We start from the raw sequence: 1,001 nt of genomic DNA, 5'->3' as shown, positions 1-1,001 counted from the left end.
GGCAGGGTGCGGGCCGGGGCGCTGGCTACTGCAAGGGCCGGGGTATCCGGGGGGCGTTCCTCGGCCAGCACCCGGTTGCGCAGGTCGCGGTCGGTGAGGATGGCCAGGCCGGTTGGGGCCTGCAGGAGGAGGGCGCTCACCCCCGCGTCGCGCATGCGCCGGGCGGCCTGGGCCACGCTGGAATCGGCCTCGAGCCAGACCGCCGCTTCGGCCACCTCCCCCGCCTGCTGCCCCAGATCGGGCAGGCTCAGGGCCGCAGGCTGCAGCATCCGGAGCCGCTCGGCCAGCCGGGCGCTATAAAAGAGGGCCAAGGCGGGCTTTTCCAGGAGGCGGCGGAAGGCTTCCTTGGCAAGGAGCAAGCACTCGGCCTCGCCCTCGGCCCGCACCGTGAGGCTGGGGGGCTGCTGGCCCAGCAGCAAGGGGTAGCCAAAGGCCTCGCCGGGCTCGAGCCAGGCCACCCCCTGCCCGTCCTGCTCGAGGCGCACCGCCCCCCGGTAAACCACAAAAAGCCCCTCGGCCTCGGGTTGAACCGGGGAAAGGATGACCTCGCCCGGCGCGAAGCGCACCCGGCGCAAAGCCCCCTCCAGGCCCGCCCAGTCGGCCTCGGTGAGCGCGTCAAAGGGCGGGTACTGGCTCAGGAAGGCCCGGTAGCGAGGAAATTCCGAATCCAGGCCGCCACCTCCTTCGCGCTGGGCTCCAGGGCAAAGCTGGCCCTGGCCTCGGCGTAGCGGGCCTCGCCCACCCGCTCGCGCCGCTGCTCCAGCAGGGCCTCGGCGAAGGACTTGGGAAACTCCGGGTGGGGCTGCATCCCGAGCACATTGGCCCCCACCTGAATAAAGGCGTGGGGGCTGAACGCGCTGCCCCCCAGCACCACCGCCCCCGGGGGGAGCACGGTAATCTGGTCCTGGCAGGAGAGGATGAGCCGGACTTCCTCCAGGGGCGGCGCCATCCAGGGGGCCTTTTGGTACACCGAAAACCGGTGCACCCCCACCCCCCAGCCC

Annotated in this window: 1 protein-coding gene and 1 pseudogene; both read right to left on the bottom strand. The window is 72.2% G+C overall.

The features are described 5' to 3' along the window. On the bottom strand, window positions 1–566 hold a 566-nt coding region (locus tag Mlute_RS15330; RefSeq protein WP_147371143.1), incomplete at its 3' end, for a cyclic nucleotide-binding domain-containing protein. 68 nt (window positions 567–634) lie between these two features. Further along, window positions 635–1,001: pseudogene (locus Mlute_RS15325) on the bottom strand (gamma-glutamyl-gamma-aminobutyrate hydrolase); the annotation flags it as partial.

The sequence above is a fragment of the Meiothermus luteus genome (assembly GCF_003574085.1).
Lineage (GTDB): Bacteria > Deinococcota > Deinococci > Deinococcales > Thermaceae > Meiothermus > Meiothermus luteus.
Note: the sequence above shows the minus strand (reverse complement) of the source record. Positions and strands in the feature narration are given on the sequence as shown.